The sequence below is a fragment of the Sphingomonas sp. genome (assembly GCF_017745215.1).
Taxonomy (GTDB): Bacteria; Pseudomonadota; Alphaproteobacteria; order Sphingomonadales; family Sphingomonadaceae; genus Sphingomonas.
In genome coordinates, this window is the sequence record NZ_JAGHZV010000021.1 from 62716 (window position 1) to 85563 (window position 22848).

Below are 22848 nucleotides of genomic sequence, written 5' to 3' on the forward strand. Positions count from 1 at the left end.
TTCTCCCCCTGACCGCAATCGTCTCAGAAGGGCTTCACCACCGCAAGCACCACGATGAGGATCACCGCGAGCGCGGGTACTTCGCCGAGGAGCCTGAGCGTACGCGACGGAATCGGCGCCTTGCCCGCGGCGAGCTTGCGCGAATACGACACGGCCCAACCATGATAGCCCGAAAGCGCCACGACGAGGAGCAGCTTGGCGTGGAGCCAGCCGAGCCCCGGCGCGCCGTCGAACAACCCCATGTTCGCAGCGAGGGTAAGGCCCAGCAGCCAGACGATGCCGATCGAGGGCGTCAGGATCATGCGCTTGAGCAACGCCTCGCGCTCGGCCCATTTGGCCGCCTCGGGCGTGCCCAGCGCTTCCTGGTGATGGACGAGATAGCGCGGGAGAAGGAACAGCCCCGCCATCCAGAAGATCACGAAGATGAGGTGCGCAGCCTTCACCCACAGATAGGTGCTTCCCAGGAATCCGATCATCGTCCCCTCACCCGCGCCAGCAGCGCCTCGACATGCTCGATCGGCGTGTCCTGCTGGATGCCGTGACCGAGATTGAACACGTGCGGGCGATTCGGAAAGGCCCCGAGGATCCGGTCGATCGCGGCATCGAGCGTCGCGCCGCCGGCGATCAGCGCGAGCGGATCGAGATTGCCCTGCACCGGCAGCCCTTCGGGGAGCACGGCGTCGGCCCAGGCTGGGTCGACGCTCTCGTCGAGCCCCACTGCGTCGACCCCCGTCTCGCGCGCATAGGCGGCGAGCTTGCCGCCCGCGCCCTTGGGGAAGCCGATCACCGGCACCTGCGGCGCCCTGGCCTTGAACGCCGCGACGATCCGCGCGGTCGGTGCGACCACCCATTGCTCGAACTGCGCCGGCGAGAGGCTGCCCGACCAGCTGTCGAACAGCTGCACGGCCTCGACGCCCGCCTCCGCCTGGCCGAACAGATAGTCGACGGTGCAATCGACGATGCGGTCGACCAGCGCCTGCATCAGCGCGGGATCGGCATAGGCGAGCCGGCGCGCCTCGGCCTGTTCGCGGCTCCCTTGCCCTGCGATCATATAGGTCGCGACCGTCCAGGGGCTGCCCGCAAAGCCCAGCAAGGTGACGTCATGAGGCAAGCTGGCCTTCACGCGGCGCACGGTCGCGTAGATCGGCTCGAGCACCCTTGGATCGGGCACCAGCGCGTCGAGCGCGGCCCTGTTCGCGATCACCGGCGCCAGCCGCGGCCCCTCGCCCGCCTCGAACCAGAGCTTCTGGCCCAGCGCCATCGGCACCATCAGGATGTCCGAGAAGAGGATCGCCCCGTCCATCCCGAAGCGCCGGATCGGCTGGAGCGTGATCTCGGCCGCGGCCTCGCTGTCGAGCGCAAGCACGAGGAACCCGCCCTTCTCGGCCCTCAGCGCGCGATATTCGGGCAGATAGCGCCCCGCCTGGCGCATCAACCAGATCGGCGGGCTCTCCTGGCGAACCCCTTTCAGCGTTTCGAGGAGCGGCTTGGACGGAACCGGAGTCAGGTCGGGTCTCCCTTACAGACTCAAGAGAGTCTTAGATTCAAGAAAGATGCTGGAGTCTGTTGGCGCGTGGAAGCCGGGGCTTATGCACTTGTCCGCGATCTGCCAACAGCTTGACGCGCGTCCGCCCCTCGGAGTCAGCCGGATTCGCTCGTCGTAATCCCGTAATCCACAGCCTGTGGATCGGATCGACGGGCTGGGGACCGCGTTGTGGACGAATCAGCTGCGACTCCCCGAGCCTGCGGACGCTTGGCCCGTGCACGCGCTTGCGCTAGCGCTGTCCACGATGTTGTCCACAAAGCTGTCCCCCTGATGCGGTTGCACCTCCACCTTCTCTCGGATTCGACGGGCGAGACGCTGGAGAATATCGCCAAGGCGGCGCTTGCCCAGTTCGACGATGTCGAGACGTTGCGCCACTTCTGGCCGATGGTGCGCAGCGAAGCGCATCTCGAGCGCATCCTCCAGGAGATCGCGCAGAACCCGGGGCTCGTGCTGTTCACCCTGGTGAATTCCGAGATCCGACGCACGCTCGAGGCCCGCTGCCGCGCGATGGGGTTGCCGGCGGTCGCGCCGCTCGATCCGGTCAATCATGCGCTGACCAATCTGCTCGGCCAGGAAGCCAAGGCGCGGCCGGGTCGCCAGCACGTCCTCGACGCCGCCTATTTCGCGCGCGTCGACGCGATCCAGTTCACCATCGCGCACGACGACGGCATCGGCATGGAGGATTGGGAAGAGGCCGACGTCGTCCTCGTCGGGGTGTCGCGCTCGTCCAAGACGCCGACCTCGATCTACCTCGCCAACCGCGGATACAAGACCGCCAATATCCCGATCGTGGTCGAATCGCCGCCCCCGCCCGATCTCTACAAGCTCAGGCATCCACTGATCGTCGGGCTCACGACGAGTGCCGACCGGCTGGTCGCGATCCGCCGCAATCGCCTCCTCTCGCTGAACCAGCACCCCGAGACGAGCTATGTCGACCAGGATTCGGTAGCGCGCGAGATCGCCTATGCCCGGCGCATGTTCGCCGACAATGGCTGGCCGGTGATCGACGTCACCCGCCGCTCGATCGAGGAGACCGCCGCCGCGATCATCCAGCTCTGCAACGAGCGCATGGCGGGACTCACGGGCGGCGACCGGGAATGAAGCTGGTCCTCGCGTCCCAGAGCGCGTCGCGGCGGGCGATGCTCGATGCCGCGGGCGTGCCGCACGAGGCCGTCGCCGCGCAGGTCGACGAGGCGGCCGCCAAGGAATCGCTCAAGGCCGCGCAAGTTGCGCCGCGCGACTTGGCCGACGCGCTTGCCGAGCTCAAGGCGCTCAAGGTCTCGCAGATGATTCCCCGGGCGCTGGTGCTCGGCGGCGATTCGGTGGTCGCGCTCGAGGACGGCAGCCTGCTCGACAAGCCGGAGAGCCGCGAACAGGCAGCCGACCACCTCCGGCGGATGTCGGGGCGGCACCACGACCTGATCAGCGCCGCAGTGATCGCCGAAGCAGGGCGCCCGGTGTGGCGCTTCGTCGATCGCGCGCGGATGCATGTCCGGCCGCTGTCGGAGGGCTTCATCCAGGCCTATCTCGACCAGGAATGGCCGGCGATTTCGGGCTGCGTCGGCTGCTACCGGATCGAGGGGCCCGGGATCCAGCTCTTCGCCAAGGTGGCGGGGGATCATTTCACCGTACTGGGCATGCCGCTGATGCAAGTAGTTGATTATCTGAGGACGCGTGGGGTCTTGGCGTCATGACGTCGCCCTATGCCGAAGTGATCGGCGACCCGATCGCACATTCCAAATCGCCGACGATCCACGGCTTCTGGCTGAAGGCGCTTGGGATCGAGGCGGACTATCGCAGGCACCGCGTCGCGCCCGAGGACCTCGGCGCCTATTTCGCCGGACGCGCCGAGGATCCCGACTGGCGCGGCTGCAACATTACCATCCCACACAAGCAGGCGGCGCTCGAATTCGTCGGCGATCCCGGGGGTGTCCGCGCGTCGATTGGCGCGATCAACACCGTGATCCGCGGCGAGGACGGCAAGCTCATCGGCACCAACACCGATGCCGGGGGCTTCTATGCGCCGATCGCGGGGCTCGACCTCATCGGTCAGCCGGTGGTGGTGATCGGCGCGGGCGGCGCGGCGCGCGCAATCCTGTTCGCGCTGTCGAAGCTCGGCGTCGGCCGCGTGACCATCCTCAACCGCAACGTGCTCAAGGCGGCCGCGCTGCTCGCGAGCTTCGGGCTCAAGGGCGACGCGTTGCCGCTCGGAAGCGCGATTCCGCCCGCCCGGCTGGTGGTCAATGCCAGCGCGCTCGGCATGACCGGCCAGCCGCCGCTCGCCGTCGACTTGTCGCCGCTGCCGGAGGACGCGGTGGTCTATGATGCGGTCTATGCGCCGCTCGAGACCGGGCTGCTCGCCCAGGCGCACGATCGCGGGCTCGACACGGTCGACGGGCTCGAGATGCTCGTCGGCCAGGCAGCGCTCGCCTTCGAACTTTTCTTCGGCGCCGCCCCGCCGCGCGACCGCGACGACGAACTGCGCGCGCTGCTCGCATGATCATTTTGGGCCTCACCGGCTCGATCGGCATGGGCAAGTCGACCGTCGCGCAGATGTTCCGCGACGAAGGCGTGCCGGTGTTCGACGCCGATGCCGCGGTGCATGCGCTGCAGGGCCCGGGCGGCCGCATCGTGCCGGCGATCGAAGCGGCCTTCCCGGGAACGACGGGGCCAGGGGGCGTGAATCGCGAGGCACTGCGCGCCGTGGCGATCGGCGATCATGACGCCATGGCGCGGCTCGAGGCGATCGTTCACCCCGCGGTGGGCGAGGAGCGCGCGGCCTTCCTCGCAGCCAACGCCGAGGCGCCGCTGGCCGTGCTCGACATCCCCCTGTTGTTCGAGACCGGCGGCGCGAGCCGAGTCGACAGGATCGCAGTGGTCTCCGCTCCCGCCGAGGTCCAGCGCGAGCGCGTCCTCAGGCGCCCCGACATGACCCCCGAGCGCTTCGACGCGATCCTCGCGCGCCAGCTCCCCGACGCCGAGAAGCGCGCCCTCGCCGATTTCGTGATCGACACCGGCGCCACGCTCGACGCCACTCGCGCGCAGATTCGATCGGTCATCGCTTGCCTCGCGGGTCCGGCAGGCCGATAGAGACTCGCATGCGTGAAATCGTGTTCGACACCGAGACGACGGGGCTGAGCTTCTCGGGTGGCGACCGGCTCGTGGAGATCGGCTGCATCGAGCTGGTCAACCGCGTGCCGACCGGCGAGAACTTCCACGCCTATATCAACCCCGGCCGCGCGATGCCGGCCGAGGCGTTTGCGGTGCACGGCCTCAGCGACGCGTTCCTGCGCGACAAGCCGGGTTTCACCGACGTCGTCGAGGCGCTGCTCGAGTTCATCGGCGAGTCGCCCCTGGTCGCGCACAATGCCACCTTCGACTTCGGTTTCCTCAACGGCGAGCTGAAGCTCTGCGGTCGGCCCATCGTGGCGATGGACCGGATGGTCGATACGCTCGCGCTCGCCCGCGTCCGCCATCCCGGCGCCAAGCACACGCTCGATGCGCTCTGCTCGCGCTACGGCATCGATCTCAGCGCGCGCACGCTTCACGGCGCGCTTCTCGACGCGCAGCTGCTCGCGCAAGTCTATGTCGAGCTCACCGGCGGGCGGCAGATTACGCTGGGGCTCGCGGTCGACGTCGCGCCGATGCGCGAAGCGGTGGTGGAGTCGCCGGTGCGCGCCCAGGTCCGCCCCGCGCGGCATTTTGAAGCGTCGCCGGCGGAACTAGAACGCCACAAAGCCTTTCTCGAACGGTTGGAGGAGCCGCTCTGGGGCACGGCCGCATCCGGTTGACGATGCGGAACTGCGTGCCTAGGTGCGCGCCCTATTTTAGTGCGGAGGACGTCATGGATATCCGGATTTCGGGCCACCAGGTGGAAACGGGCGAGGCGCTCCAGTCGCAAGTCGCCGACCGGCTTCAGGGGATCAGCGGCAAATACTTCGCACGCGCGCTGTCTTCGCAGGCGACCTTCGGCAAGGGTCCGCACGACAACGGCTTCACCTGCGACATCATCATGCACGTGACTCAGGGCCTGCTGCTCAAGGCCGCCAATTCGGGGATGGACGCGCACGGTGCGTTCGACGGCGCGGCCGACCGGATCGAGACGCAGCTGCGCCGCTACGTCCGCCGCCTCAAGGACCGCCAGAACGGCGAGATCATCGCCGCAGCCGAGAGCGGCGCGTACGACAACGGCGCCGACAATGCCGGCTACACGTTGTTCCAGGAATCTGCAGCGGACGAGGAACCCTCGGATTCTCCGGTGGTTATCGCCGAGATGCGGGTCGACGTGCCCGACACCACCGTGTCGGACGCCGTGATGATGTTGGATTTACGTAATACCAATGCCCTATTGTTCCGTAATAGCGGCACGGGTGCCTATAATATGGTCTATCGCCGGGGAGATGGAACCATCGGCTGGGTGGAGCCCAATCGCGCCGCCTGAATGCCGGCCTGCCAGGATTTGCATGGAAGTTTGATGACCGACTTGAGCGACTTGCTCGCCCACGAAGCCGTGGTCGCGGGCATGAATGTGGGCAACCGCAAGATCTTGTTTCAGCAGCTCGGGGGACTTGCCGAGCGGGCTTATGGTCTTGATGCCAAGATCGTCGCCGAGCGACTCGCCGATCGCGAGAAGCTCGGCTCGACGGGCTTCGGCGGCGGGATCGCGATTCCGCACGCCAAGCTCGACGGGCTGAAGCATGTCGTCGGCGCCTTCGTGCGGCTGGCGCAGCCGATCGAGTTCGGCGCGGTCGATGAGCTGCCGGTGGACCTGGTGTTCATGCTGCTCTCCCCCGTGGGTGCGGGCGCCGAGCATCTCAAGGCGCTCGCGCGCGTCTCGCGGCTGCTGCGCGACCGGGCCTTCGCCGCCAAGCTGCGCGGCGCCGGGTCGCACGATGCCATCTTCGCGCTGATCGCCGGCGTCGAGGCGCGTGACGCCGCCTGACGCCGTATCGGGCGCTCCCACCGGGGCGGAGGCGCATTATCGCGCGCTCGAATCGCTCTATGCCTCGGCGCCGATCAACCAGCTGTTCGACTCGCGGCTGGTGATTCCCGAGGCCGGCGTCGCCCGGATCGAGTTCACCCTCGATGGCCGCTATTTCCACGCCGCCGGCGCGGCGCACGGCACGAGCTACTTCAAGATGCTCGACGACGCGGCCTTCTATGCCGCGAACAGCCTGGTCACCGATCGCTTCCTGCTCACCACTGCCTTCAACCTGCTGCTCACCAAGCCTTTGAGGGAGGGTCCGGTGGTCGCCGAAGGCCGCTGGGTGAGCGGCCAGCGCCGCGTGTTCGTCGCCGAGGCGCGGCTGATCGACGCGACCGGCGAGGAGGCCGCGCGCGGCACCGGCACCTTCATGCGCTCGCGCATCGCGCTTGCCGGGCTGCCCGGCTATCGCCAGGGGTGAGCGCGCGCGTCACCAGCGCAGTGATGGCCAGCGCGCTGATCCGGCGCGTGAACCAGGAAGGCGGCATGGCCGCCGTGCTTGCCAGGGGCGACCCGACCGCGGGCGCCATTCTGCTGCTCTTGCTCGAGAAAGGCCGCAATCCCCGCTTCTTCGAGCGCGGCATCGGGGCTGATGGCGAACCCGCGCTGGTCCGCGCCGGTCCGGCCGAACTCATCGACGACGCGGCCGCGCACGACTATTGGTCGCGGCGCCGTTCGCGCGATTCGGACCTGTGGGTGATCGAACTGGATATCGCAGACGGGGAACGGTTCGCCGCTGCAACGATGGGCGTTGGTTGACACCCAGCGGCTACGCCGCCAAAGGCCCGCCACCATTAATAGCGTTGTGCCGCGCGGGGTGTGAAGCCGGGCGGTTACGCAGTCGGGGGGAAACCCGGCGGCCCCAGAACCAACCAGGGGGCCGGCCGCGAACCAACCGCATAGTTGCGACCTTCAATGAAGTTCCTGTCTCGCGCCGCGGCCGCCGCGGCTGTGACGTTTTGCGCTGGCGCACTTGCGAATGCCGCCACGCTCGATCTCGGGGCCCTGCCGGCCCAGATTGATCAACACCTGAACGCCCCGGTGACCGCACAGGTTCCGCAGCCGCAGGTCGCGGCGGGCACGCTTCCCCAGGCGGGGAGCGCCCAGGTGATCCCGGCTCCGATCACGGAGGCCGAAGCCCCCAAGTTCACGACGCTGGCTGCCGCTGTCGACGCGCAGGGTGTGCCGGGCGCTGCCGATTCGGAGCTGCGCTGCCTCGCCACCGGCGTCTATTTCGAAGCCAAGGGCGAGCCGCTCTCGGGCCAGCTCGCGGTCGCCGAAGTGATCCTCGATCGCGCGTCTTCGGGCCGCTTCCCGCCCTCGGTGTGCCGCGTGCTGTCGCAGCCGGGGCAATTCTCCTTCGTCCGCGGTGGCAGGATGCCGACGCCGCCGTCGAACGCCGCCTGGCGCAAGGCAATGGCGGTCGCGCTCGTCGCGCAGAAGGACCTCTGGGCCTCGCCGGTCGACGGCGCGCTCTATTTCCACGCGCGCTACGTACGGCCGACGTGGAAGCGCGCGCGCGTCGGCTCGGTCGGCAACCACGTCTTCTATCGCTGAAGCCGGCGGAGGCGCGCGGGGCTTTTCCGCGTTCCTAGAATGTTCTAGTCAGGCGGGGATGCGCAACCTGGCGTCCCCGCCTGATCTGTCTCCGGAGCTCGCGCCGATGATCGCGGCGGACGTCGTGCGCGGCGTCTGCCGGATGCTGCTGCGCGACCATGACAGCGTGGCCATCGGCGAAGTGCCCCTCGCCGGCGGCCGCCGTGCCGACCTGATGGCGATCGACGCGCGCGGCGAGATCGTCATCGTCGAGATCAAGGTGTCGCGCGCCGACCTGCTCGGCGACTGCAAATGGACCGAGTATCTCGATCATTGCGACCGGTTCTTCTGGGCGGTGCCGTCGGGCTTCGACCTGTCGCCCTTCGAGACCGAGGCCTTTCTGCCCGCGCGCGCCGGGCTGATCGTCGCCGACCGCTACGACGCGGCGATCCTGCGCGACGCCGCCTGCGTGGCGCTTCCTGCGGCGACCCGCAAGCGCTGCACCCTCGCCTTCGGCCGCCGCGCGGCGCGGCGCGTGCTGGCGATGCTCGACCCTGAGTCGGCGGCGATTCTGCCTTAGAGCTTCGGCCCCGCCACGCCCTTGCGCTGGACCTTGGGCGCATCGGCGAGTGCCTTGACGATCGCCGGCGGCATGCGCCCGTCGGCCTTGGCATAATCGCGCGCGCTCATCCCGGCGAGCACATCGGCCTGGTCGGGGTCAGCACCCGAATCGAGCAGCAGCCGCACCATCTCGATATTGCGGAGCTGCACCGCGCGGATCAGCGGCGTCTCGCCCTTCGAATTGCGCAGGTTCACGTTCGCCTTGTAGGTGATCAGGATCTGCACGCCTTCGACATAATCGTGGTTCACCGCGACCATCATCGGGGTGTTGCCCTGATTGTCCTGGATGTTCGGATTGGCGTCGCGCTGAAGCAGGAAGCGCAGATAGACCGTGCTGCCCTTCTTCGCGACGATGTGGAGCCCGGCCTCGCCGGTCGAGCGATCCTTGGTGTCGACGATCCGCACGCCCGGCTCGTTGAGCATGTCGGTGACCTTGGTCCCGTCTTCCTTCCGCACGGCTTCGAGGAACTGATAGCCGTCGGAGAAATGCTGGGCGCTGGCCGGCGCGGCGGCGGCAAGCATCGCGGCGGCGGCCACGCACCCGAGGAAACGGTACGACATCTACTCAACCTTTCGCGGGAAACCCCCCGGAGACCTTGCAAGCCCGCGCGGTTCAGATCAAGGCTGCGGCGCCATGAATCGCAAGGCGATCCGTATCGCGGCTGCAATAAGCGCCGCACTGTTGCTTGCAAATTGCAGCACTGCAACACCGCAGCAACCTCCGCTGGCCGGCGCCAAGGTCGGCGGCCCCTTCGCGCTGACCGACAAGGACGGCAGGACGGTTCGCGACTCCGATTTCGCGGGGAAGTACCGGCTGGTCTATTTCGGCTATACCTTCTGCCCCGATGCCTGCCCCACCGACATGGCCAAGCTCGGCCAGGCACTGAAGAAGCTCGACAAGAGCGATCCCGCGCTCTCGGCGAAGCTGGTGCCGATCTTCATCACCGTCGACCCCGAGCGCGATACGCCCAAGGTCGTCGGCGAGTTCACCGCCAATTTCCACCCGCGGATGATCGGGCTCACCGGCAGCCTCGATGCGATCAAGCAGGTCGCGCGCGAATACAGCGTCTATTTCGCCAAGCAGCCGCCCGCGCCGGGCGGCGGCTACCTCGTCGACCACAGCCGGGTGATCTACCTGATGGGGCCCAAGGGCGAGCCGATCGCGCCGATCACCAGCGACATGAGCGTCGACGAGATCATCGAGACGATCAAGCGCTGGGCGGTGTGAGCGCCATGGCCGACCGCTTCTGGGAAAAGCCGCTCGCGAGCCTCGACCGCGCGCAATGGGAGGCGCTGTGCGACGGCTGCGGGAAATGCTGCCTCCACAAGCTCGAGGACGACGAGACCGGCGAGCTCTTCCCGACCAATGTCGCCTGCCGCCTGCTCGACCGGCATATGGGGCGATGCAAGGATTATAAGCACCGCCACGCCTATGTCGCCGAATGCGTGCGGCTCAATGCGGGCAACGTCACCCAGATCGACTGGCTGCCGTCGACCTGCGCCTACCGCCTGCGCGCGGCGGGCGAGCCGCTGCCCGACTGGCATTATCTGGTGAGCGGCGACCCCGAGGCCGTCCACCGCGCGGGCGAATCGACGCGTGGCTGGACCGTCTCCGAGGACGATGCGGGCGACTTCGAGCATCACCTGGTGGACCGCAAGCTGTGAGCGAAGCGGCGGGCCACGGGCTCGACGTCGTGCGCAACCCGCGTGCGCGACGGATGCGGCTGTCGGTGGATCCGCGCAGCGGCCGCGTCCGGCTGACGCTGCCGCCGCGTGCGTCGCTGCGCCATGCGCTCGCCTGGGCGGAGGAGCAGCGCGAGTGGGTCGCACGCCAGCGCTCGAAGCTCCCTGAGGTCCGCCCGTTCGTGCCCGGCGCGCGCGTTCCCTGGGGCGACGGGGAGATCGAGATCGTCTGGCCGGCGGGCGTGGCACGCACGCCGCGGCTCGAGGGCGAGCGGCTGCTCTGCGGCGGCCCGCGCGAGGGGCTCGAGCGGCGCGTCGAGCGCTGGCTGAAGCGCGAGGCGCTGGCGCTGCTCAGCCGCGAGACTGCCGAATATGCCGCCAGGGCCGGGGTTAAGGTCGCGAGCGTGACGATCGGCGATCCGCGCGCGCGCTGGGGAAGCTGCGCCTCGTCGGGGGCGATCCGCTACAGCTGGCGGCTCGCGCTGGCGCCGGCCTTCGTGCGGCGCGCGACGGTGGCGCACGAAGTCGCGCACCGCGTCCATATGAACCATGGCCCGGCGTTCCACGCGCTGGTCGCGCAGCTGTTCGGCGCCGATCCCACGCCCGCGCGCGAATGGCTGCGGCGGCACGGCGCGCAGCTCCACTGGATCGGGCGCGGAGCCGCGGAGGCGTGATCGCGCGCACCGGCCTCGGCCTGCGCGCGCAGAAGGGCGGGGCGGTGGCCGTGGCGGTGGTGCTCGAGGGGGGCAAGCCGCGAGTCGTGTCCTCGACGCTGCTCGCGACTCACGCCGAGGGCGACCGGCTGTCGCTCGAACCCTATCGCGTCGCGCACGGGCTCGGCCAGGGGCGCGCCGCCGAAGCCGCTGACGCCGTTGCCGAGGGCCGCGCGCGGCAGGACCGGCTGGCCGAGGCTGGATTACGAGCGATCGTCGACGGACCCTTCGTCGCGGCGCTGCTGGTCAATCGTGCCGGCTGGGTGACCAACCTCCTCGACTACAGCCTCGCCTGGCCCGACCATGTCCCCGTCGCCGAAGGGCTGGCGGTGCGCGAGGCGCTGCGGACCGGGCTGCGCGCGTGCGGCGTCGAGACGCTCGAGCTCGACGAGAAGTCGCTCCCCGAGCGCGCCGCCGAGAGGCTCGGGCTGGCTTCCGCCGAGATCGACGCGCGGCTCAAGGCGCTGGGCAAGGCCGTCGGCGGGCCGTGGCGCAAGGAACAGAAGCTCGCCTGCCTCGCCGGCTGGATCGCCGCGCTCGGCTGAAGCCGCGAGCTCGTCCTGCTGTGAACTTGGGCGTGTCATCAAATGTGAATGGGTGTCACGCCCTCAAACCGTCATCCCGGCGAAAGCCGGGACCCAGGGCCACGAGCGACGCACTTTGTAACCCTGGGTCCCGGCTTTCGCCGGGATGACGGTTGGGGAGTGCCAATTCCCGACCGCAGGTGCGCGGGCCTATTCGCGATTGGGCCGGCGGTCCTCGGGGGTATCGCCGGACTGCTCGCGCGAGGGCGTGCGCGGCGCGGGGATCGGCGCGGGCTGCTGCTCGCGGTCGCGGCGGCGCTCGCGTCGGGAATCGCCGTTCTCGTCGCGGTTGTTCGCGCGCGGATCGGTGTCCGAGCCGCCGCCGGTCATCCGGTCGATCCAGTCCTCGTCGAGCTGGCTGCCCGGGCCGGCGTCCTGCCCCTGGCCGCGGCTGCCGTCGCGCGCGCTGTCGTCGGGGTTCACCGGCATGCCGTCGTCGTCGACGAAGGCGCCGTTGTCGGGGGCGCCGAGATAGTCTTCCTCGTTGCCGAAGTCCTCGGGCGGGGTGACTTCGGTCTCGAACTGCTCGACCGGCCGGCCGGCGACCGCGCGCGACATGAACGCCGAGAACGCGCGTGCCGGCGCCGTGCCGCCCTGGAGGCCGGGCACCACCTTGGCATCGTCGCGGCCCATCCACACGCCGGTGGTGAGCCCGCTCGAAAAGCCGATGAACCAGCCGTCCTTGTTCGAGGTGGTCGTGCCGGTCTTGCCCGCGACCGGGCGGCCGATCTGCGCCGCCTTGCCGGTGCCGGTCATCACCGCGGTCTGGAGCAGGTCGGTCATCTGCGCGGCGACATGCTCGCCCACCAGCACGCGGCTGGTGTCGACTTCATGCTGGTAGATCACCGATCCGTTCGCGGTCACGCGCGTGATGGCGTAGGGCGTCACCTGCACGCCGCGCTGGCCGACCGAGGCGAAGGCGCGCGTCATGTCGATCAGGCGGACGTCGGAGGTGCCGAGCACCATCGCCGGGGTCGTGTCGATCTTGCTCGAGATGCCGAAGCGGCGCGCCATGTCCGCCACCGTGCCGAAGCCGACTTCCTGGCCCATCTTGGCCGCGATCGTGTTCACTGAATAAGCGAAGGCGTTGCGCAGCGTCATCTCGCCGCGGAACTGGCCCGAGCTGTTGCGCGGGCTCCAGCCGGCGATCGTCACCGGCTCGTCGACCACCATGTCGTCGGGATGGTGCCCCGCCTCGAGCGCGGCGAGATAGACGAACAGCTTCCACGACGAGCCCGGCTGGCGCTCGGCCTGGGTCGCGCGGTTGTAGATCGATTCGACATAGTCGGTGCCGCCCACCATCGCGCGCACCGCGCCATCGCGGTCGAGGCTCACCAGCGCGCCTTGGGCGTTCTTGGGCGCCATCGTGCGGATCGCGTCGTTGGCGGCGCGCTGCATGTTGGGATCGAGCGTGGTCCACACCTCGAGCGGCGCTTCGGTCTCGTCGATCAGCACTTCGAGCTGCGGCAGCGCCCAGTCGGTGAAGTAGCGCGCGCTGTTCTGCCCCGCCTCGCGCGCGAGCTTGAGGCCCTGCGGATTGGCGCTGGCGGCTTCGGCAGGCGTGATCACGCCCTGTTCCTGCATCACCTGCAGCACCACGCCGGCGCGGCCCTTGGCGGCTTCCTCGTCGGCGGTCGGCGAATAATGCGACGGCGCGCGGACGAGGCCGGCGATCACCGCGGCCTCGGAGAGCGTCAGGCTGGTCGCGGCATGGCCGAAGAACTTGCGGCTCGCCGCGTCGATGCCATAGGCGCCGCCGCCGAAATAGACCTTGTTGAGGTAGAGCTCGAGGATCTGCTGCTTGGTGAACTTGCGCTCCATCGCCAGCGCGATCACGGCCTCGCGAATCTTGCGGCCGATGTCGTATTTGTTCGACAGGAAGATCGTGCGCGCCACCTGCTGGGTGATCGTCGAGGCGCCCTGGACGCGGCGGTTCTCGCCGCGATGCTCGAAGGCGAGCCACAGGCCGCGCATCATGCCCCAGACGTCGACGCCCCAATGCGATTCGAAGCGCTTGTCCTCGATCGAGACCATCGCTTCCTTCATCACCTTGGGCACGTGGTCGTAGTCGATCCACTCGCCATAGCTCGGCCCCAGGGAGACGAGCACGGTGCCGTCCGAGGCGTGGACGCGAATCATCTGGCCGTTGGGCGAGGACTTCATCTCGTCGAAGCTCGGCAGCGTCGCGCGGGTCGAATAGACCGCGATCACGAGGACGATGAAGGCGAGCAGCCCGAGCGCGCCGATTCCGCCCGCGGTCCACAAGAGCCAGCGACGCCACTTCGGCCAGGAGGGGAAGCGCGCGAGGAGGTTCGGTTTCGTGGCCATGCGGGACGAGTGAACTAAGCCCTTATCGGGCGGCGCTCAAGCCGTCACGCGCCGCCGGTTTCGCCGTCGCTCTTGCCGGCTGTCCCGTTAGCGCCGCGTGAACGGAAATCGAGGCTCACCGAGTTCATGCAATAGCGCAGCCCGGTGGGGGGCGGACCATCGGGGAAGACGTGCCCCAGATGCCCGTCGCAGCGCGCGCAGCGCACCTCGACGCGGTGCATGCCGTGCGTGCCGTCCTCGTGCGCGGTGACGTGGTCGGGGTCGATCGGCCGGGTGAAGCTCGGCCAGCCCGACCCCGAATCATATTTGTCGTCGCTGTCGAACAGCTCGAGTGCGCAGCCGGCGCAGCGATAGATGCCGTCGGCCTTGTTGTTGTTGTAGCGGCCGGAGAAGGCGCGTTCGGTGCCGGCTTCGCGCAGCACGTGGAACTGCTCGGGCGTGAGTCGCTTGCGCCACTCGGCCTCGGATAGATTGAGGTGCTCCATTGCCCGGACATGTGTTGATGCGGAAGGCCGCCGTCAATTGCCGAGTTCGGAATCGAGTCCGAATCGGCGCGCGGCGTTGCATTGCGCCCACAAGGTCCTAAGCGGGCTCGGCATGCGGAGCACCTCATGAGCCGGGTCCGGATCGACCGGACCTTCGCGCTGCTCTTCGTCGTGATGCTGGCGATCGCGGCGGGGAACAATGCGCTGCAATCGGTGCTGCCCGCGCTCGGCCGGTCGCTGGGGGCGAGCGATTCGATGGTGGCGATGGCCTTTTCGGTCTCGGCGCTGCTCTGGATGGTCGCCGCGCCCTATTGGGCGAATCGCTCCGAGCGGCAGGGGCGGCGCGCGATGGTGCTCGTCGGCGTCGCAGGATTCACCGTGTCGCAGGCGCTGTGCGGGGTGTTCCTCGTGCTCGGGATCAACGGCTGGCTCTCGCCGATCGCGACCTTTGTCGCCTTCATCCTCGGGCGGATGCTCTACGGCGGCTTCGGCTCGGCCGCGCCGCCGGCGGTGCAGGCGCTCGCGGCCGGGCGTACCAGCCGAGAGGAGCGGACCCGCGCGCTCACCCTGCTCGCCTCGGCTTTCGGGCTCGGCACGATCCTCGGGCCGGCGCTCGCGCCCTATCTGGTGCTCGGCCATCTCGGCGACCTCAAGCTGGGACTCGCCGGCCCCGCCTTCGCGTTCAGCGCGGCGGGTGCGGTGCTGTGGGTCGCGGTCGCGCGCTGGCTGCCGCGCGAGGAGGGCTCGGCGCATGGCGCGGCGGTCTCCTACCCGACGATCGGCGGCCAGGGCACCGGCGCGAGCGTGATCGCCGCCACGGCCGAGCGGGGCGAGCGCGTCGGCTATCTCGATCCGCGGGTGCGCGGCTGGATGATCGTCGGCTTCGTGATGGGCCATGCCCAGGTGATGGCTGGCCAGGCGATCGGCTTCCTGCTGATCGACCGGATGCACTTGCCCCCTATCGAGGCGATCCAGCCGACGGGCCTGGTGCTGATGATGGGCGCGGGTGCCTCGCTGCTCGCGCAATGGGGGCTGATCCCGCTGCTCGACCTCAAGCCGCGCCAGCTGGTGCTGTCGGGACTCGCGCTGTCGGCATTCGGCTGCGTGCTCACCGGCAGCGCGACGGGGCTCTACGGGATCGCGATCGGCTATGCGATCGCCTCGCTCGGCTTCGGCTTCGCGCGGCCGGGGTTCACGGCGGGCTCGTCGCTCGCGGTGGGGGCGGCGGCGCAAGGATCGGTGGCGGGCAAGGTCACGTCGGTCAACGGCGCCGTCTATGTCTTCGGGCCGTCGATCGGCATCGGCCTCTACGAGCTCTGGCGGCCGCTGCCTTACCTGACAGCGGCCGCCTGGCTCGTGATCCTCTGCGTCTATGCCTGGCTCAGCCTTCGCCCTTCGGACCGTGACCCCGGAGCATCCCCGGCGCAATGAAGCCGATCGGCTGGATCGCCATCGCGTCCTGCTTCAGCCGGCCCGACATGTCCTCATATTCGCGTTCCATCTCCTCGGTGACCGTCGCGCGCGAATCGGCGAGCGCGGCCTCGAAATTGGCCATCGTCACTTCGCGCGCCTGAAGCGATTCGCGCAGCGCGATGAGCCCGGCGCGGCGGACGACGTCCTCGAGGTCGGCGCCGGTGAAGCGCTCGGCCCTGGTGGCGATCGAATCGAGGTCGACATCGCTCGCGAGCGGCATCTTCGCGGTCTGGATCCGCAGGATGCGCGCGCGTCCCTCGCGATCGGGCACGCCGACGTAGATCAGCTCGTCGAACCGGCCCGGGCGGAGCAGTGCGGGGTCGACCAGGTTGGGCCGGTTGGTCGCGCCGATCACCACCACCGACTGGAGCTCCTCGAGCCCGTCCATCTCGGCGAGGATCGTGTTGACCACGCGCTCGGTGACTTGGGGCTCGCCCATGCCGCCGCCGCGCGCCGGCACGAGGCTGTCGATCTCGTCGATGAAGATCACGCACGGCGCGACCTGGCGGGCGCGGGCGAACAGCCGCGAGATCTGCTGCTCGCTCTCGCCATACCATTTGGAGAGCAGGTCGCTCGACTTGGTGGCGATGAAGTTCGCTTCCGATTCGCGCGCGACCGCCTTGGCGAGCAGCGTCTTGCCGGTGCCCGGCGGGCCATAGAGCAGGAAGCCCTTGGCCGGGCGGATGCCGAGCCGGCGGAACGCGTCGGGATCCTTGAGGGGCAGCTCGACGCCTTCCTTCAGCCGGATCTGCGCATCGTCGAGCCCGCCGACGTCGTCCCAATGGACCGTCGGCTTCTCGACCATCACTTCGCGCATTGCCGAAGGCTGGACGCGCTTCAGCGCCTCGAGGAAGTCGTCGCGCGTCACCGAGAGCGTGTCGAGCACTTCGGCCGGGATCGTCCCGTCCGAAAGGTCGAGCCTGGGCATGATCCGCCGCACCGCTTCGATCGCAGCCTCGCGGGTGAGCGCCGCCAGGTCGGCGCCGACGAAGCCGAAGGTGGTGCGGGCGAGCTCGGCGAGGTCAACGCCCTCGGCGAGCGGCATGCCGCGAGTGTGGATGCCCAGGATCTCGCGGCGGCCGCGATCGTCGGGCACGCCGACCACGATCTCGCGGTCGAACCGGCCCGGCCGGCGCAGCGCCTCGTCGATCGCGTCGGGCCGGTTGGTCGCGGCGATGACGACGACGTTGGCGCGCGCCTCCAGCCCGTCCATCAGCGTGAGCAGCTGCGCGACGAGGCGCTTCTCGGCCTCGCCCGAGACCTGGCCGCGCTTGGGCGCGATCGAATCGATCTCGTCGATGAACACGATCGAGGGCGCGGTCTTGGCCGCCTCGGCGAACACGTCGCGCAGCCGCTTCTCCGATTCGCCATAGGCCGAGCCCATGATCTCCGGGCCGTTGATCAGCAGGAAGTTGGCGTCGCTCTCGTTGGCGACGGCGCGGGCGAGCCGGGTCTTGCCGGTGCCGGGCGGGCCGTGGAGCATCACGCCCTTGGGCGGATCGACGCCGAGGCGCTGGAACAGCTCGGGATAGCGCAGCGGCAGCTCGACCATCTCGCGGAGCTGGTCGATGGTGCCGGCCATGCCGCCGATGTCGTCATAGGTGACGTCGGCGCGGCGGCTTTCCTGCGCTTCCTCATATTCGGGACGCAGCTCGATCTCGGTGTTCTCGTCGATATGGACGATTCCCTTGGGCGTCGCCGAGATCACCGCGAGGCGGATCTCCTGCAGCGCATAGGCCGGCGCGCGGAGGTGCTGCGCGACCTGCGGCGGCATGTCCGAGACGCGGCCATGGCCGACGGTGGCGATCGTGTCGCCCTGCGCCACCGGCCGGCCGAAGAAGATGCGCTTGAGCGCCTGCGCCGAGCCCTGGAGGCGGAGGTTGGCCTGCGCCGGCGCGAGCACCACGCGAGTCGCGGGCTTCGATTGCGCCTTGCGCACTTCGACGAAGTCGCCCGCGCCGATCCCGGCGTTGGCGCGCTGGAGCCCGTCGATGCGGATCACCTCGAGGCCCTCGTCCTCGGAATAGGGCAGCACCGCGAGCGCGGGCGTCGTGCGCTTGCCGGAAATCTCGATTGCGTCGCCCTCGGTAATGCCCAGCGCGGCCATCGCGGCGCGCGGGATGTGCGCGAGCCCGCGTCCGCTGTCCTCAGGTCGTGCGTTCGCCACCTGTAGCCGGCGAACCACGCGTTCCTCGTCTGCCATTTCTGCTCTCTCCTGGGGCACCCGAAAGCGCGCAACATAGGGAGGCGGTTCCGGCTCTGCGAGGGGACTAGCCGAAAGGATGGGCGCAACCCCGCGCGGACCAAAAAAAAGGCCGAGCAGATGCCCGGCCGTGAAAGGTTTAGGAGAGGATGCCTGAAAGGCACGAGTTATGTGCAGTGCGGCGAGAATTTGTGCAAGTGCGAAATCATTTCGGTGTAATTGTCATACTTGCAATCGTATCGCTGCGGAACGATAAAGGGGAAATCAGGTGTATGGCGCGGCTCGGTTTGCGCAAATGCTCGATTCATGATTCTGACGCACCGCAACAACAATAGAGCGAGGATGCGACGGCTTCCCCCCCTTACGGCGATCGAGGCGTTCGTGCAGGTGGCACGGCTGGGCTCGATCAAGGCTGCCGCGGAAGAGCTGGCGCTCTCCTCGCCCGCGCTCAGCCGGCGCGTTCAGGCGCTCGAGCGCTTCATCGGCAAGCCGCTGTTCGAGCGCCGCCACCAGGCGCTCAAGCTCAATGACGACGGCGAGCGGCTGCTCGGGCTGATCGCGCCGGCGCTCGACAACATGACTGACGCGGTCGAGGCGATGACGAGCGGCGCCGAGCTGCTCCGCCTCCGCCTCGGCGTGCTTCCGCTGTTCGCCACGCAGCGGCTGATGCCGCACATGGCCGACCTCAAGCTCAAGCACCCCCAGCTCCACCTCGACGTCGACACTGCGGGCCACGGCGTCGCGCGGCTAGGCGACGGGCTCGACGCCGCGATCGTGATCGCGCGCGACATCGATCCCACGCTCTACGCGCGGCGGCTCGATCGCAACCGGGTGCACGTGATCGCGGCGCGCTCGCTGGTGGAGGGTCCCAATCCGGTGACGCGCCCCGAGCAGCTCGCGGGGCTGACCGCGCTGATCCACCGCGACATGCCCGACACCTTCACGGCCTGGCGTGCCGCGGCGGGCGTGCCCGAGGTCGAGCCGGCGGCGGTCGACCATTTCGATTCGGGCCAGCTGATGCTCGAGGCGGCGGCGCAGGGGCTCGGCGTCGCCTTCATGCTCGAATCGCACTTCGAAGCGGCGCGCGACCCGCGGCTGGTCCAGCTCTTCGACCTCACGGTCGACAGCCACTACAGCTATTGGTTCGTCTGCCGCCCGCGCGCGCTCGCGCAGCGCCCGGTGCGGCTGTTCCACGACTGGCTGGTCGAGGCGCTGGGCGCGGAGCCGGATTAGCGCCTTCCGGCCGCCGAACAGCTCAACCGTCACTCCGGCGAAAGCCGGGACCCGGTCACGAGCGACGTCCTGTGTGGCCCTGGGCTCCGGCTTTCGCCGGGGTGACGAGCAGACAGCTTACTCCGCCCGCGCCTTGACGATCTTGCCGGGGTTGCGCGGCGGCTCTCCCTTGGGGAGCGCGTCGACATGCTCCATGCCTTGGGTCACTTCGCCCCACACAGTGTATTGCCGGTCGAGGAAGGTCGCGTCGTCGAGGCAGATGAAGAACTGCGAATTGGCGCTGTTCGGGTTCATCGTGCGCGCCATCGAGCAGACCCCGCGGACGTGCGGCTCGTCGCTGAACTCCTGCGCCATGTCGGGGAGGTCCGAGCCGCCCGAGCCGCGGCCGGTCGGGTCGCCGCCCTGCGCCATGAATCCGTCGATCACGCGGTGGAACACCACGCCGTCGTAGAAGCCCGAATTGGCGAGCGTCGCGATCCGCTCGACATGGTTGGGCGCAAGGTCGGGGCGCAGCTTGATGACGACGTCGCCAGTGTCGTCGCCGCTGTCGAGGGTCAGCACCAGCGTGGTGAATTCGGACATTTGGGCCTCCAAGGGACAGAATTGGCCGCGCACCTAGGCGTTGGGACCCCGACTTGCAAATCCGCGTGCCCCGGCTAGGAGAGGCCGGGGTCGCAAGCGGGAGGTTCGGAGCATGAGCGAAGCCGATCTCCACGGCGAGCAGCCGGCGCCCGACACCGGCCTCGACGAAGACGACCGCCTCAAGCCCGAGTTCGTCGATGCGGTGCTCGCCGCGGTCGAGGCGGGCGACGCCGAGGCCGCGCACGCCAAGGTCGCTCGCCTCCACCCCGCCGACATCGCCGACCTCGTCGAGCTGACTCCGGCCGAGGAGCGCCCCGCGCTCGTCTCGGCGATCGCCGACCTGATCGACGGCGACGTGCTCGCCGAGATGAACGACTGGGTGCGCGAGGCGCTGGTCGACGCGCTCGAGCCGCACCAGGTGGCGGACATCGCCGCCGAGCTCGATACCGACGACGCCGTCGCGATCATCGAGGACATGGACGCCGAGGATCAGCGCGAGGTGCTCCGCGCGCTCGACCCCGACGACCGCGCCGCGATCGAGGAAGCGCTCTCTTACCCCGAGGAATCCGCCGGCCGCCTGATGCAGCGCGAGCTGATCGCGGTGCCCGAGCATTGGACCGTCGGCGACGTGCTCGACTATCTCCGCGGCAGCGAGGACCTCACCACCGATTTCTGGGAGATCTTCGTCGTCGATCCGGCGCACAAGCCGATCGGCACCTGCGCGCTCTCCTGGGTGCTGCGCACCCCGCGCTCGGTATCGATGAGTGACGTCATGAAGCGCGAGCAGACGCTCATCCCGGTCGACATGGACCAGGAGGAGGTGGCGCTGCGCTTCCAGAAATATGCGCTGATCTCGGCCGCGGTGGTCGATGCCAACGGCCGGCTGGTCGGCATGATCACGGTGGACGACGTCGTCCACATCATCTCCGAGGAAGCCGGCGAGGACATCCTGCGCCTGTCCGGCGCCGGCGAAGGCGACATCAACGAGCCGGTGATCGACAGCTACAAGGGCCGCGTGCGCTGGCTGATCACCAACCTCGGCACCGCGCTGGTCGCCGCGACGATCATCAGCCTGTTCGAGAGCACGATTGCGCGGATGGTGACGCTCGCCGCGCTGATGCCGATCGTCGCGGGCGTCGGCGGCAACGCCGGTACCCAGACGATGGCGGTGACGGTGCGCGCGCTCGCCACCAACCAGCTCACCCAGTCGAACAGCGTCCGCGCGATCCGCCGCGAGCTGGCGATCGCGCTGCTCAACGGCTCGACCGTGGCGGCCGTGATCGGGATGGCGACGGCCTTCGTCTTCTGGAACGCGCATCTCGGCGCGGTGATCGCGGCGGCGATGCTCGCCAACATCGTGATCGCGGGGCTGGCGGGCGTGGTCGTGCCGCTGGCGCTCGACCGGTTCAGGGCCGACCCCGCGGTCGCCTCGTCGATCTTCGTGACGATGACCACCGATTCGATGGGCTTCCTGGCGTTCCTCGGCCTCGCCAGCGCAAGCGGTCTGGTCGGTTGATTGCAGCGGTTTCGCGCCCCAGATTAGCGACGTGCCACTCCATCTGACCAAAGTCGCCTTCGGTTGCGACTCCGTAGAATATCTCGCCCAGCGCCTCGCCTCGCGCGGGGAGGCCTGGGGGCTGACCACGCGCTATCTGCCCAAGCGCCACGAGGAGATCGGCGGCGAAGGATCGCTGTTCTGGATTCTCAAGCACCAGCTGGTCGGCCGCACCCCGATCGTCGGGTTCAGCGAGGCCGAAGGCGGGCGCACCGCGATCCTGATGGAACCGCGGCTGATCCTGGTCGCCAACCGCCCCAAGCGCGCGCACCAGGGCTGGCGCTATCTCGAGGATGCGGATGCGCCCAAGGATCTGGGCGAAGCCGGGGCAGGGCTGGACGAACTGCCGCCCGCGCTGATGGGCGAGCTGGCGGGGCTGGGGCTGATCTGATTTCGCCGCGGCGGATTCCAGTGCCGCCGTCCAGCCGCTACACCCGGTGAATCGCAACAGCCAGGGAGAGCGGGATGCCGGAATCCGGCGCCATCATGATTCGCCGGAGGACACCGGAATCCGCCGCAATGGTGGCCAGCGTGCAGCGCGCCATGGCGATCACGCCGAAGCTGAACCGGCTCGAATATGGTGATGCGGACGCGATCCGCGCGCTGTTCGGCGAGCTGATCGGCGCCGAGCTGGACGAACGCTTCTCGCTGATCCCGCCCTTCTACACCACCGGCGGCGAGAATATCCGGATCGGGCGCAACGTCTTCATCAACCAGAATTGCACGATGTACGATCTCGGCGGAATCGAGATCGGCGACGATGTGCTGATCGGCCCCAATGTCAGCCTGATCACCTCGGGCCATCCGATCGAGCCCGAGGAGCGGCGCGAGGGCGTGACCGCCGCGCCGATCACGATCGGGCGCAACGTCTGGATCGCGGCGGGAGTGACGGTGATCGGCGGCGTGTCGATCGGCGACAACTCGGTGGTGGCAGCAGGCTCGGTCGTCACCCGCGACGTGCCGCCGAACAGCCTGGTCGGCGGCAATCCCGCGCGTCTGATCCGCGCGATCGGCGAAGACCGAAGCGCGGCGCCCTAGTTCACCAGCAGCGGATAGGCGTTCCGGAACGCCGCCACCTTGGGCTTGTCGTAGCGCACGATGTAGGGGTGCGTCGGGTTCCGCCAGAAGAAGTCCTGGTGATAGGCCTCGGCGGGATAAAAGGCGCCGCTCTCCAGCTTGGTGACGATCGGCTTGGGAAAGGCCTTCGCCTTGGTCAGCTGGGCGATATAGGCGGCGGCGACGCTGCGCTGCTCGTCATCCTGCGGGAAGATCGCCGAGCGATAGCTGGGGCCGGTATCGGGATATTGGCGGTTGAGCTGGGT

General features: G+C 68.8%; 28 protein-coding genes. 20 read left to right on the forward strand and 8 right to left on the reverse strand.

The window, feature by feature from the left end:
- Positions 1-23 precede the first annotated feature (23 nt).
- Positions 24-476, reverse strand: a complete 453-nt coding sequence (locus tag J7495_RS17705) for a CopD family protein (protein WP_294058189.1) — start codon at positions 474-476, stop codon at positions 24-26.
- Positions 473-1507, reverse strand: a complete 1035-nt coding sequence (gene hemE / locus J7495_RS17710) for a uroporphyrinogen decarboxylase (RefSeq protein WP_294058227.1) — start codon at positions 1505-1507, stop codon at positions 473-475. The genes J7495_RS17705 and hemE overlap by 4 nt, the downstream gene beginning before the upstream one ends.
- A 309-nt stretch (positions 1508-1816) precedes the next feature.
- Here hemE and J7495_RS17715 point away from each other — a divergent pair, with 309 nt between their 5' ends.
- The 11 genes from J7495_RS17715 to J7495_RS17765 all read left to right on the forward strand — a co-directional run bounded on the left by J7495_RS17715 (position 1817) and on the right by J7495_RS17765 (position 8646).
- Complete coding sequence (locus J7495_RS17715; protein WP_294058191.1) at positions 1817-2647, forward strand: pyruvate, water dikinase regulatory protein; 831 nt, start codon at positions 1817-1819, stop codon at positions 2645-2647.
- Positions 2644-3240 carry a nucleoside triphosphate pyrophosphatase gene (locus J7495_RS17720; protein ID WP_294058192.1) on the forward strand — a complete coding sequence of 199 codons (597 nt, stop codon included), beginning with the start codon at positions 2644-2646 and terminating at the stop codon, positions 3238-3240. The genes J7495_RS17715 and J7495_RS17720 overlap by 4 nt, the downstream gene beginning before the upstream one ends.
- Entirely contained in the window at positions 3237-4046 is an 810-nt protein-coding gene (gene aroE, locus J7495_RS17725; RefSeq protein WP_294058193.1) for a shikimate dehydrogenase, read from the forward strand. Before J7495_RS17720 ends, aroE begins: the two co-directional genes overlap by 4 nt.
- A complete protein-coding gene (gene coaE, locus J7495_RS17730) occupies positions 4043-4636 on the forward strand; it encodes a dephospho-CoA kinase (protein WP_294058195.1) in 594 nt (197 codons plus the stop codon). The genes aroE and coaE overlap by 4 nt, the downstream gene beginning before the upstream one ends.
- An 8-nt stretch (positions 4637-4644) precedes the next feature.
- Positions 4645-5337, forward strand: coding sequence for a DNA polymerase III subunit epsilon (gene dnaQ / locus J7495_RS17735; protein ID WP_294058196.1), 693 nt, complete (start codon positions 4645-4647; stop codon positions 5335-5337).
- A 53-nt stretch (positions 5338-5390) separates the two neighbouring features.
- A complete protein-coding gene (gene raiA / locus J7495_RS17740) occupies positions 5391-5987 on the forward strand; it encodes a ribosome-associated translation inhibitor RaiA (RefSeq protein ID WP_294058198.1) in 597 nt (198 codons plus the stop codon).
- 33 nt (positions 5988-6020) lie between these two features.
- Positions 6021-6488, forward strand: coding sequence for a PTS sugar transporter subunit IIA (locus J7495_RS17745; protein WP_294058200.1), 468 nt, complete (start codon positions 6021-6023; stop codon positions 6486-6488).
- Positions 6475-6951: a PaaI family thioesterase gene (locus J7495_RS17750; protein WP_294058201.1), complete on the forward strand. Its 477-nt coding sequence runs from the start codon at positions 6475-6477 to the stop codon at positions 6949-6951. The genes J7495_RS17745 and J7495_RS17750 overlap by 14 nt, the downstream gene beginning before the upstream one ends.
- Before the next feature lie 23 nt (positions 6952-6974).
- Entirely contained in the window at positions 6975-7289 is a 315-nt protein-coding gene (locus tag J7495_RS17755; RefSeq protein WP_294058202.1) for a DUF1491 family protein, read from the forward strand.
- Between the two features lie 282 nt (positions 7290-7571).
- Positions 7572-8087, forward strand: coding sequence for a cell wall hydrolase (locus J7495_RS17760; protein ID WP_294058203.1), 516 nt, complete (start codon positions 7572-7574; stop codon positions 8085-8087).
- Positions 8088-8193: 106 nt separating this feature from the next.
- Positions 8194-8646 (forward strand): MmcB family DNA repair protein, encoded by a 453-nt coding sequence (locus J7495_RS17765; RefSeq protein ID WP_294058204.1) that lies wholly within the window; start codon positions 8194-8196, stop codon positions 8644-8646.
- Here the strand turns inward: J7495_RS17765 and J7495_RS17770 are convergent.
- Complete coding sequence (locus J7495_RS17770; protein ID WP_294058206.1) at positions 8643-9248, reverse strand: ankyrin repeat domain-containing protein; 606 nt, start codon at positions 9246-9248, stop codon at positions 8643-8645. The two genes, J7495_RS17765 and J7495_RS17770, sit on opposite strands and share 4 nt — an antisense overlap.
- A gap of 73 nt (positions 9249-9321) precedes the next feature.
- Between J7495_RS17770 and J7495_RS17775 the strand changes: the two genes are divergently transcribed.
- The 4 genes from J7495_RS17775 to J7495_RS17790 are packed head-to-tail and all read left to right on the forward strand — an operon-like array spanning position 9322 to position 11628.
- Positions 9322-9915, forward strand: a complete 594-nt coding sequence (locus tag J7495_RS17775) for an SCO family protein (protein ID WP_294058207.1) — start codon at positions 9322-9324, stop codon at positions 9913-9915.
- Positions 9916-9920: 5 nt separating this feature from the next.
- Positions 9921-10352, forward strand: a complete 432-nt coding sequence (locus tag J7495_RS17780; protein WP_294058208.1) for a YcgN family cysteine cluster protein — start codon at positions 9921-9923, stop codon at positions 10350-10352.
- A gap of 53 nt (positions 10353-10405) precedes the next feature.
- On the forward strand, positions 10406-11044 hold the full coding sequence (locus J7495_RS17785; protein WP_294058229.1) for a SprT family zinc-dependent metalloprotease: 639 nt from the start codon (positions 10406-10408) through the stop codon (positions 11042-11044).
- Positions 11041-11628 (forward strand): hypothetical protein, encoded by a 588-nt coding sequence (locus J7495_RS17790; RefSeq protein WP_294058209.1) that lies wholly within the window; start codon positions 11041-11043, stop codon positions 11626-11628. The genes J7495_RS17785 and J7495_RS17790 overlap by 4 nt, the downstream gene beginning before the upstream one ends.
- A gap of 189 nt (positions 11629-11817) precedes the next feature.
- On the opposite strand, the gene J7495_RS17795 is transcribed toward J7495_RS17790, so the two are convergent.
- Positions 11818-13995, reverse strand: coding sequence for a transglycosylase domain-containing protein (locus tag J7495_RS17795; protein WP_294058210.1), 2178 nt, complete (start codon positions 13993-13995; stop codon positions 11818-11820).
- A 44-nt stretch (positions 13996-14039) separates the two neighbouring features.
- Complete coding sequence (gene msrB, locus J7495_RS17800) at positions 14040-14480, reverse strand: peptide-methionine (R)-S-oxide reductase MsrB (protein ID WP_294058211.1); 441 nt, start codon at positions 14478-14480, stop codon at positions 14040-14042.
- A gap of 126 nt (positions 14481-14606) precedes the next feature.
- Here msrB and J7495_RS17805 point away from each other — a divergent pair, with 126 nt between their 5' ends.
- Complete coding sequence (locus J7495_RS17805) at positions 14607-15911, forward strand: MFS transporter (RefSeq protein WP_294058212.1); 1305 nt, start codon at positions 14607-14609, stop codon at positions 15909-15911.
- Here J7495_RS17805 and J7495_RS17810 read toward each other — a convergent pair.
- The gene (locus tag J7495_RS17810; RefSeq protein WP_294058213.1) at positions 15862-18156 is read right to left on the reverse strand and encodes a CDC48 family AAA ATPase; all 2295 of its coding nucleotides are present in this window, start codon (positions 18154-18156) and stop codon (positions 15862-15864) included. The genes J7495_RS17805 and J7495_RS17810 overlap by 50 nt on opposite strands.
- 342 nt (positions 18157-18498) lie before the next feature.
- Here J7495_RS17810 and J7495_RS17815 point away from each other — a divergent pair, with 342 nt between their 5' ends.
- Positions 18499-19389, forward strand: coding sequence for a LysR substrate-binding domain-containing protein (locus J7495_RS17815; RefSeq protein ID WP_294058214.1), 891 nt, complete (start codon positions 18499-18501; stop codon positions 19387-19389).
- Positions 19390-19506: 117 nt separating this feature from the next.
- Here the strand turns inward: J7495_RS17815 and J7495_RS17820 are convergent, their stop codons facing one another.
- A complete protein-coding gene (locus J7495_RS17820; RefSeq protein ID WP_294058215.1) occupies positions 19507-19971 on the reverse strand; it encodes a peptidylprolyl isomerase in 465 nt (154 codons plus the stop codon).
- A 112-nt stretch (positions 19972-20083) separates the two neighbouring features.
- Between J7495_RS17820 and mgtE the strand changes: the two genes are divergently transcribed.
- The 3 genes from mgtE to J7495_RS17835 all read left to right on the forward strand — a co-directional run bounded on the left by mgtE (position 20084) and on the right by J7495_RS17835 (position 22564).
- Positions 20084-21487, forward strand: coding sequence for a magnesium transporter (mgtE, locus tag J7495_RS17825; protein ID WP_294058216.1), 1404 nt, complete (start codon positions 20084-20086; stop codon positions 21485-21487).
- A gap of 31 nt (positions 21488-21518) precedes the next feature.
- Positions 21519-21917 (forward strand): DUF1489 domain-containing protein, encoded by a 399-nt coding sequence (locus tag J7495_RS17830; RefSeq protein WP_294058217.1) that lies wholly within the window; start codon positions 21519-21521, stop codon positions 21915-21917.
- Between the two features lie 128 nt (positions 21918-22045).
- On the forward strand, positions 22046-22564 hold the full coding sequence (locus J7495_RS17835; RefSeq protein ID WP_294058218.1) for a sugar O-acetyltransferase: 519 nt from the start codon (positions 22046-22048) through the stop codon (positions 22562-22564).
- Here the strand turns inward: J7495_RS17835 and J7495_RS17840 are convergent.
- Positions 22561-22848, reverse strand: a 288-nt coding sequence (locus J7495_RS17840; RefSeq protein WP_294058219.1) for a peptide-methionine (S)-S-oxide reductase, incomplete at its 5' end; no start/stop codon positions are given. The genes J7495_RS17835 and J7495_RS17840 overlap by 4 nt on opposite strands.

Bases quoted from the DNA above. Each gene is read 5' to 3' on its own strand.
- J7495_RS17705 (WP_294058189.1), bottom strand. From the start codon at position 476: ATGATCGGATTCCTGGGAAGCACCTATCTGTGGGTGAAGGCTGCGCAC.
- J7495_RS17715 (WP_294058191.1), top strand. From the start codon at position 1,817: ATGCGGTTGCACCTCCACCTTCTCTCGGATTCGACGGGCGAGACGCTG.
- J7495_RS17720 (WP_294058192.1), top strand. From the start codon at position 2,644: ATGAAGCTGGTCCTCGCGTCCCAGAGCGCGTCGCGGCGGGCGATGCTC.
- aroE (WP_294058193.1), top strand. From the start codon at position 3,237: ATGACGTCGCCCTATGCCGAAGTGATCGGCGACCCGATCGCACATTCC.
- coaE (WP_294058195.1), top strand. From the start codon at position 4,043: ATGATCATTTTGGGCCTCACCGGCTCGATCGGCATGGGCAAGTCGACC.
- dnaQ (WP_294058196.1), top strand. From the start codon at position 4,645: ATGCGTGAAATCGTGTTCGACACCGAGACGACGGGGCTGAGCTTCTCG.
- raiA (WP_294058198.1), top strand. From the start codon at position 5,391: ATGGATATCCGGATTTCGGGCCACCAGGTGGAAACGGGCGAGGCGCTC.
- J7495_RS17745 (WP_294058200.1), top strand. From the start codon at position 6,021: ATGACCGACTTGAGCGACTTGCTCGCCCACGAAGCCGTGGTCGCGGGC.
- J7495_RS17755 (WP_294058202.1), top strand. From the start codon at position 6,975: ATGGCCAGCGCGCTGATCCGGCGCGTGAACCAGGAAGGCGGCATGGCC.
- J7495_RS17765 (WP_294058204.1), top strand. From the start codon at position 8,194: ATGATCGCGGCGGACGTCGTGCGCGGCGTCTGCCGGATGCTGCTGCGC.
- J7495_RS17770 (WP_294058206.1), bottom strand. From the start codon at position 9,248: ATGTCGTACCGTTTCCTCGGGTGCGTGGCCGCCGCCGCGATGCTTGCC.
- J7495_RS17775 (WP_294058207.1), top strand. From the start codon at position 9,322: ATGAATCGCAAGGCGATCCGTATCGCGGCTGCAATAAGCGCCGCACTG.
- J7495_RS17780 (WP_294058208.1), top strand. From the start codon at position 9,921: ATGGCCGACCGCTTCTGGGAAAAGCCGCTCGCGAGCCTCGACCGCGCG.
- J7495_RS17785 (WP_294058229.1), top strand. From the start codon at position 10,406: ATGCGGCTGTCGGTGGATCCGCGCAGCGGCCGCGTCCGGCTGACGCTG.
- J7495_RS17795 (WP_294058210.1), bottom strand. From the start codon at position 13,995: ATGGCCACGAAACCGAACCTCCTCGCGCGCTTCCCCTCCTGGCCGAAG.
- msrB (WP_294058211.1), bottom strand. From the start codon at position 14,480: ATGGAGCACCTCAATCTATCCGAGGCCGAGTGGCGCAAGCGACTCACG.
- J7495_RS17805 (WP_294058212.1), top strand. From the start codon at position 14,607: ATGAGCCGGGTCCGGATCGACCGGACCTTCGCGCTGCTCTTCGTCGTG.
- J7495_RS17810 (WP_294058213.1), bottom strand. From the start codon at position 18,156: ATGGCAGACGAGGAACGCGTGGTTCGCCGGCTACAGGTGGCGAACGCA.
- J7495_RS17815 (WP_294058214.1), top strand. From the start codon at position 18,499: ATGCGACGGCTTCCCCCCCTTACGGCGATCGAGGCGTTCGTGCAGGTG.
- J7495_RS17820 (WP_294058215.1), bottom strand. From the start codon at position 19,971: ATGTCCGAATTCACCACGCTGGTGCTGACCCTCGACAGCGGCGACGAC.
- mgtE (WP_294058216.1), top strand. From the start codon at position 20,084: ATGAGCGAAGCCGATCTCCACGGCGAGCAGCCGGCGCCCGACACCGGC.
- J7495_RS17835 (WP_294058218.1), top strand. From the start codon at position 22,046: ATGGTGGCCAGCGTGCAGCGCGCCATGGCGATCACGCCGAAGCTGAAC.